The organism is Chloroflexus sp., from assembly GCF_034432675.1.
GTDB lineage: Bacteria > Chloroflexota > Chloroflexia > Chloroflexales > Chloroflexaceae > Chloroflexus.
Map to the genome: position 1 here is coordinate 23113 of NZ_DAOUBI010000229.1, position 7296 is coordinate 30408.

The following is a 7296-nucleotide window of genomic DNA, read 5'->3' on the forward strand; positions in this document are numbered from 1 at the left end:
TAGACTTCTAAAGATCACGAAGCTGGCAATCCGTGCTCACCCTCAACCAGCCAACTGCTCAAGCTGATCAACCAACCCGGCAAACGTATCCATCGCCGCCTGAATCGGCTCCGGTGACGTCATGTCAACACCGGCGTCACGCAGCAAATCAATCGACGAGCGTGATGAGCCACTCCGCAGGAAGCGCAGGTAGCGTTCGATGGCTGGCTGACCCTCATTGATAATCTGGCGACTCAATGCCAGCGCTGCCGAGATGCCGGTGGCGTATTGGTAGACGTAAAAGTTGTAATAGAAATGAGGGATGCGCATCCACTCATACGCCAGCTCATCATCGACCTGCAGCTCAGGGCCATGGTAGCGAATGACCAGATCACGGTAATACTGGCTCAGGGCATCAGCAGTGAGCGGCTGACCGCGTTCGGCCCGTTCGTGCATCCACAACTCGAAGGCGGCAAACATGGTCTGGCGGAAGATGGTGCCCCGAATCTCCTCAATCTGCTGCGCCAGCAGGCGTCGGCGCAGTGCTTCATCTGCACCATTGGTGAGCATGTAGTGAGTCAACAGTGCCTCATTGAGGGTTGAAGCCACTTCGGCGACGAAAATCGTGTAATTCCCGTAGACAAACGGCTGATGGGTGCGGGTGAAGTAGGAGTGGAGCGAATGGCCCAACTCGTGTGCCAGCGTAAAGACATCGCGCAGCCGATCCTGGTAGTTCAGCAAAATGTAGGGTGGTGTACCATACGAACCGCCGCTGTAAGCACCGCTGCGCTTGCCAACATTTTCGTAGACATCGATCCAGCGGCGACTGAACATCTGCTCAAGCGCAGCGCTGTACTCTTCGCCGAGAGGCCGGAAGGCAGACCGCATCAAATCGCATGCCTCGTGGTACGGGATCGTCAACTCGACATCGGGCACGGGTTGGACATACAAATCGTAGAAATGCAGCTCGTCCAGGCCCAGCAAGCGACGCCGTACCGACAGATAGCGATGGAAGCGCGGTAAATTGGCCTCTACAGTCGCAATCAGGTTGTGGTACACCTCGACCGGAATCTCATTCGGTGCCAGCGCTGCCTCCAGCGCAGAGGAGTAATTACGTAAACGGGCTTCAATCACATGCGAACGGATCGCAGCACCCAGCGTTGTTGCAATCGTATTACGAAACGGCAGGAATGCGCTGTAGTATCCTTTGAACGCATCACAACGTACCCGCCGGTCCTGGCTTTCGAGCAACCGGCCATAGCGGGCATGCGACAACTGCACCGGTTGACCATTCTCATCCTCAATCGTCGGAAATTGCAGGTCTGAGTCGGTCAACATCGAGAACGTCCGGTATGGTGTACGGGCCAGATCGCTGAACTCGGCCATCACCTGCTCAACCTCAGCCGAGCGTATATGGGCGCGTTGCCGGTTCAACTTCTCTAACTCATAGCGGTAGACGTGCAAATCGGGAGTGGCATCTACCCACGCCTCAATAGTCTCCGCTGGAATCGTCAACAGTTCAGGCTCGATAAAGGCCAGCGCAGCCTGTATCCGGGCAGCAAAACTACTGGCACGTTCAGCTAATCCCTGACCAACCGGGTTTGTGCTATCGCTATCCTTCAAATGTGTGGCATACACATAGAGCGCGTATAAGCGACGACCAACCTCGTCGCGCAGCGTCAGCACGTTCAGCAATTGAGCCGGGCCTTGAGCCAGGGTGCCTTGCAGGGCGGCCAGCTCCTGCGCTCGCGCCTCAACGGCACTCAATTCTTGCTCCCAGGCCGTTACACCGGGAAAGATCTGGCTCAAATCCCAGGTGTACTCTTCCGGTACCTCGGCACGGGTTGGAACTTTGCTGGTAGTTGTGGTCATAATACCTTCCTTTCTTCTCCTTCATCTATTCATTATAAGCTGATTGAGCAATATTTGGTGTGGGAAGGAATAACGGCGATTGTCAGGTGATACAAGCAACACGACTCATCGTTATGTGGCTCTGGACAGTGATAGCGAGGTGCAATTCCGTGTGGCCTTTTAGAGACTATCCGAAAAATCTTCCCAGCCGAATAGGCGAAGGCAATGCCTTGCAGCTATGTCAAAACTAGTAACTCATTACCTGCAATCATCTTTCAGCACAGGGGTGTCACCTGAACGATGCTCATTGTCGAGCAATGCAAAAAGGGTTTATGCTCATAAAGGCTCGAAGCCGCAGAACTGCGAAGTCTTCCTTTATGTTGTATCTTAGCGTCTTTGTGTCTTCGTGAGTGAACAGGCTTTGCGCAGGAGAGTCAAAGATGGCATGACAGCACACAAGCGCTTATAGGGCTGCCACGTCTCCGGGCCGGGCTTCAAACTACTGGGCAGGAGGAGCAGTGCATCAGTGCGCCTGGAACCCCTGCTTCGCAGGGGATTCCACGAATTGATGCAGGGTTTTAACTTACTGATCGGTACATCCGCCGATGTATGAATTCACTGCTCCGCGCCAACTCGCAGCTTCTCAATTTGCCGGGCCAGGCGAGAAGTGATTCAGCAGGGGAATGGATTGGAATTCTACCCCCGCACTTCCGCTTGCATCCCTGCGGGTATATCGCGGGTGACGGTCGCTTTAGGGCGGCCCGGCAGGGTGAGCGCCAGAGCGGCTGCCGGTAAGCCGAGCAGGGTAACGCCGATCATCACGGTTTCAAGCCCAATCACATCGGCAATGATGCCGCTAAGCCAGGTGCCGATGGCACCGCTGGCAAAAGTGAAGCCGAGGATGAGTCCTGATGCCAATCCCTGCCGTACCGGTAAAATGCGTTGGGCATGTAAGACCAGGATGCTGTGCTGGCCGCCGACGAGCATACCTGCCAGACCGCATCCGATAAAGATTGCCCACAAGGGGGTAGCCATGAAGCAGGCCAGACCGGCAGGGACGCTGAGGATGAGCGGCCAGACGGTCGCTGCCCGCATGCTGAAGCGGTCGGCCATCCAACCGTTAATCACATTGCCAATTGCGCCACTCGCCATGAAGGTGCCGGCCAGAGCGCCATAGATCGCTGGTTCCCACCCTCGATCACTGAATAGTTTGGGCAGGAATGATTGATAGACGGTTTGGATCGATGATCGCACAACTACCAGCACAATAAAGGCAATCAACAGCACGACAGCCAGCTTTGTCCAGGGGTGGATGTTGGCTGTAGGAGCAGCGCGGTTCAGACGGCGACTGCGAGCGGTTTGCTGCGCCAGGAGTAGTACGCCTGCCGGTATGGCGGCTGCGAGCGCAATGGGCACGATGCCGGGTGTGCCGGCCATGGTCAACACAATACCGGCCAGGATTGGGCCGGTGGCCAGACCGATCTGCCCACCGAAGAAGAAGATCGACGTTGCACTGGCCGGTTTGTCGGGCACGGCAGCCGCGGCGCTGGCGGTGCCAATCGGGTGAAAGAGACCACTGCCGAGCGCGGCCAGGAGAAAACACGGCAGCAGGATAGTCCAGTTAGGGGCAAGGGCAACGCCTGTGTAGCAGATTGCCATCCAGATCACGCCAATTGCTGCGAGTTGAAGGGTGCGTCCGGGTAGTCGGTCGGCGATCCAGCCAAAGAGTGGTTGCGATAGCGCCCCAAGGAGCGTGTAGATCGTCAGCGCTAAGCCAATCTGCTGATTGCTCAAACCGAGCGGTACCGCCAGTACTGCCAGCAGAACTGCTCCCAGGCTGTTCAGCAGATCGACCATAAAATGACCACCGACAACGGCTGTGAAGACGCGATTACGCAGCATGATGGCAATCCCTTTCTCAACGAGATGTGCGATTAAAAACGATCTTGCCCCCAACCATCGTTAGTTCGGCGTGCAGTGTATGAAGGTAGGTTGCTGGTACCTGAAAGGGATCGCTATTGAGCACCGCCAGATCGGCAAACCTGCCGGGGATGAGCCGGCCCCTTCGTTCGGCATCGGCGCCGGCAATTGTCGGGCCAATACAGTATGCCTCTAACGCTTCCGTCAGGGTTAATTGTTGTTCAGGATACCACCCTCCATCCGGCGTGCCATCGGTCGTTTGGCGGGTTACAGCGGCATGAATGCCGGCCCACGGATCCATTGTCTCGACCGGTGCATCTGAGCCAAACGCCAGTGTTGCCCCGGCAGTGCGCAGGCTGCGCCAGGCATAGCTGGTTACGCAACGTTTTCCCCACAACCGCTCGGCCATCACCATATCAGCAGTACAGTGAATGGGTTGCATCGAAGCGATAACATTCAGCTCGGCGAAGCGTGGAATATCGTGGGGATCGAGAATCTGGCAATGCTCGATCCGGTTGGGTAGGGTTAGAGGTGCAGCCGTAGCCCGAGCAGCGGCAATCGCATCGAGCACACTCCGATTCGCGGCGTCACCAATTGCATGCACGACAACGCTGATCCCATGAGCGTTGGCCCGCGTGACAATCTCTTGCATCTCGACGGGAGAGATGACGGCGATGCCGGTATGATCTCGTCCTTCATACGGCAGCAGCATGTGCGCACTTTCAGAACCGAGCGATCCATCAGCGAAGAGCTTCAGGCCGCCGATCCGTAGCCAGTCATCACCTAGACCACTGCGCAAGCCAAGGGCAATGGCGTGATCGAGATGTGCGCCGGCGAGATGGGCCAGAACTCTGATGGTCAAATCGCCGGTATGGTAAAGGGTCTGCAGATCAATCAGGGTGTCGGGGCCATCCGTCGGGTTGGTGGCCGGTGGCACATGGAGAGCGGTTAAACCGTAGCTGAGTGCTTCATCTATCGCCAGCCGTAACGCGGCAATACGTTCGGCCCGTGTGGGTGACGGTACCACTGCCCGTACCAGCTCCATAGCAGTCTCGAGCAAAATACCGGTCGGCTCTCCCTGATCATCGCGTTGAATCTGACCACCGGCCGGATCGGGGGTTGCCGCCGTGATGCCGGCCAGTTCCAGTGCCCGACTGTTCACCCAGAGCGAATGGCCGTCTTTCCGCGAGAGCATCGCCGGGCGATCCGGGCAGACCCGGTCGAGATCGGTACGTGTTGGCCAGTGTCCTCCCCACAGCGTGTGATCCCATCCGTTCCCGCGCAACCAGGCTCCAGCAGGAAGGCGCTGCGCAGCAGTTGCAATGTGATCAAGGGCGGCTGCATAATCGGCACATCCGGTCAAGCGCACCTGTTGACGGGCCAGTCCGTGGAGCACAATGTGTACGTGAGCGTCGGTTAGCCCTGGAACAACCGCTCTCCCTTGCAGATCTATCAACTCGGCCTGGCTACCGGCTGCCGCACGTACCGGACCTTCGTTACCCACGGCGATAATACGCTCGCCGCGAATGGCCAGTGCCCTTACTAACGGTTGCTTTGGATCGAGAGTGTAAATGGGGCCATTGTAGATCATAATGGTCTTCATTGCGATCCTCCTGCGCTGAGGGTGTTGCGTTGTATCCTACGCATCTCTCCCTGTTCTGTCAAATCTGAGTAGTCAAATATTTACACAGTCTAAAAGATTCTTAACTTCTAAACATTCAACCTTATTTGCACACTGTAACTGTGGTATGATATGTCATCATTTTGCACATACTGTTAACAGCTCGTGCCTTGAGAGGAGGCCAGCGGTGACCAATCCGCGCACGAATTATGCTCTGGCAGGAGCAGCGCTCTTCAACCCGATGGCGGTGATGTACTGGCTTGATGTAATGCGCGGTCAACGTCCTGGCACAGGACTCCTGCTGGTCAGTACAGCAGGTGCTGTGTGTGCGGGATTAGCGGCTGAACCGCGTCGGCATCCATGGCGGGTGCTCGCGAGTGGTCTGGTAGCCGCAGCCGGCGCAGCGCTGGCCAGTTGGGTGCTGCGGCGCTACGTGGATTGGGTGTCTGAAGCGGCAGTGGTTGATACACCTGCGCTGAATGCCCACGATCTGCTCTGGCCGGCAGCGGCAGTGTGTGCCGGTACGGTTGGCCTCTCTGCACTGGTTGGACGCGAGCCTGAACGCTATATCGAATATAGCGGTAAACACGGTGATTACCGCTGGATTTCAGCTACTCCCCATCCGGCACAGCGCTGGCTGGCCTGGAGCGGGTATCTGCTGCATCAGTTCGCGATCTGGGGGTGTATCTACGCTGCTCAACACCAGCGGTTGCCTTACACCACTGCTCTGAAGCGGCTCAACTGGATTGCGCTGGCCGTTAATGCTGGTGGCGTGGCCCTGCACTATCTCCAATCCCGATACACCTACGACGGATTGGCGCGTGATGTGCCTGAAGGGAGCGCACTTGGCTCCGTTGCGTTCATCTTGATGTTGACGCTGGCGCTTGAGGCACCCCGGCGTGGTCTTTTCTTCGGCAGTCGGCGGGTCTTGCCACCACCTGAGTTAGTCCGCTTCGCCCGACGCTTTCACGGTTATATCTTCTCGTGGGCATCGACGTACAATTTCTGGTATCATCCAATCGATCCCAAGCCGCTGCATTATACCGGTCTCTTTCACACCCTCCTGCTCTTTGTGCAATCGGCACTGATCTACACAAAAGCGCATCGCGACCCGCGCTGGACACTGGTACTGGAGTTGATGGTGCTGCCACATGCAGTTGTTTCGACTCTCTACAAGCGGAGCGGGTTGGGTGCAATGTTTACCTTCAGCCTGCTCGCGATGTTCGTCATTAATCAGATGCACGGTCTGGGACTCTCGCAACGAGCGCGGTGGACAATCGGTGCGGCGTATGCAACAACCGCCTTGACCTATTACGGTGTACGTCGTGAGTGGCATCGCTTACCTGATATTCTGCGCATACCGATTCTTGAATATGGAGTGCTGGGAATACTGGTCTTGCTGTCGCTGCTTATGCGCGCAGTGCGTCAGTCTAAAGAGCGATAGCTTGCCAACAAGACCTGGAACGTATCTCATTAAGCTGGGCCATTACGATGCCTTGCTGTAGAACAGGACAAACATGCATACGTGAGGAAGCATATCAGCCTGCCGGCAAGGAAGAAAGAAGTGCTGTTATGCATCCACAGTTCAGTCACATATCGAGCTAGGGCTGGTTTCCGTGCTCCGTGATGCACATGTCACGAAGTGTGGAGTACGCAAGCTATGTGCTTCCGTATCAGCCTCGTTGTGACCTCTTGCTCAATGGGAAGCGCTGGCTTGTTGGCCACTTGTGCTCGCTGCTCCCGTCCCCACTCTTGCTATGCGATGCCGTACATTCTCCCTCATGTTACGTGGTATCAGGTCAAATCCGGTTTAAGAGAAGTCATCGCTCAAGATCGAAACTTCATGCTGGCGGTGGCCTGATTGTAGCGATGGAGAATGGCGTTTCCGCTGTTGCCCCCACTGGGGACGGGGGATCACGCCTGCC

Annotated in this window: 4 protein-coding genes; 1 reads left to right on the forward strand and 3 read right to left on the reverse strand. The window is 56.6% G+C overall.

Translation table 11 applies throughout. From position 1 onward, the window contains the following. Positions 1–42 precede the first annotated feature (42 nt). The 3 genes from pepF to VAE55_RS17105 all read right to left on the reverse strand — a co-directional run bounded on the left by pepF (position 43) and on the right by VAE55_RS17105 (position 5353). On the reverse strand, positions 43–1851 hold the full coding sequence (gene pepF / locus VAE55_RS17095) for an oligoendopeptidase F (RefSeq protein ID WP_322816928.1): 1809 nt from the start codon (positions 1849–1851) through the stop codon (positions 43–45). Between the two features lie 675 nt (positions 1852–2526). After that, positions 2527–3732 (reverse strand): MFS transporter, encoded by a 1206-nt coding sequence (locus VAE55_RS17100; RefSeq protein ID WP_322816929.1) that lies wholly within the window; start codon positions 3730–3732, stop codon positions 2527–2529. Positions 3733–3748: 16 nt separating this feature from the next. After that, positions 3749–5353: an amidohydrolase gene (locus VAE55_RS17105; RefSeq protein WP_322816930.1), complete on the reverse strand. Its 1605-nt coding sequence runs from the start codon at positions 5351–5353 to the stop codon at positions 3749–3751. A gap of 205 nt (positions 5354–5558) precedes the next feature. Here VAE55_RS17105 and VAE55_RS17110 point away from each other — a divergent pair, with 205 nt between their 5' ends. Then, complete coding sequence (locus VAE55_RS17110) at positions 5559–6815, forward strand: hypothetical protein (RefSeq protein WP_322816931.1); 1257 nt, start codon at positions 5559–5561, stop codon at positions 6813–6815. The last annotated feature ends 481 nt before the right edge of the window (positions 6816–7296 follow it).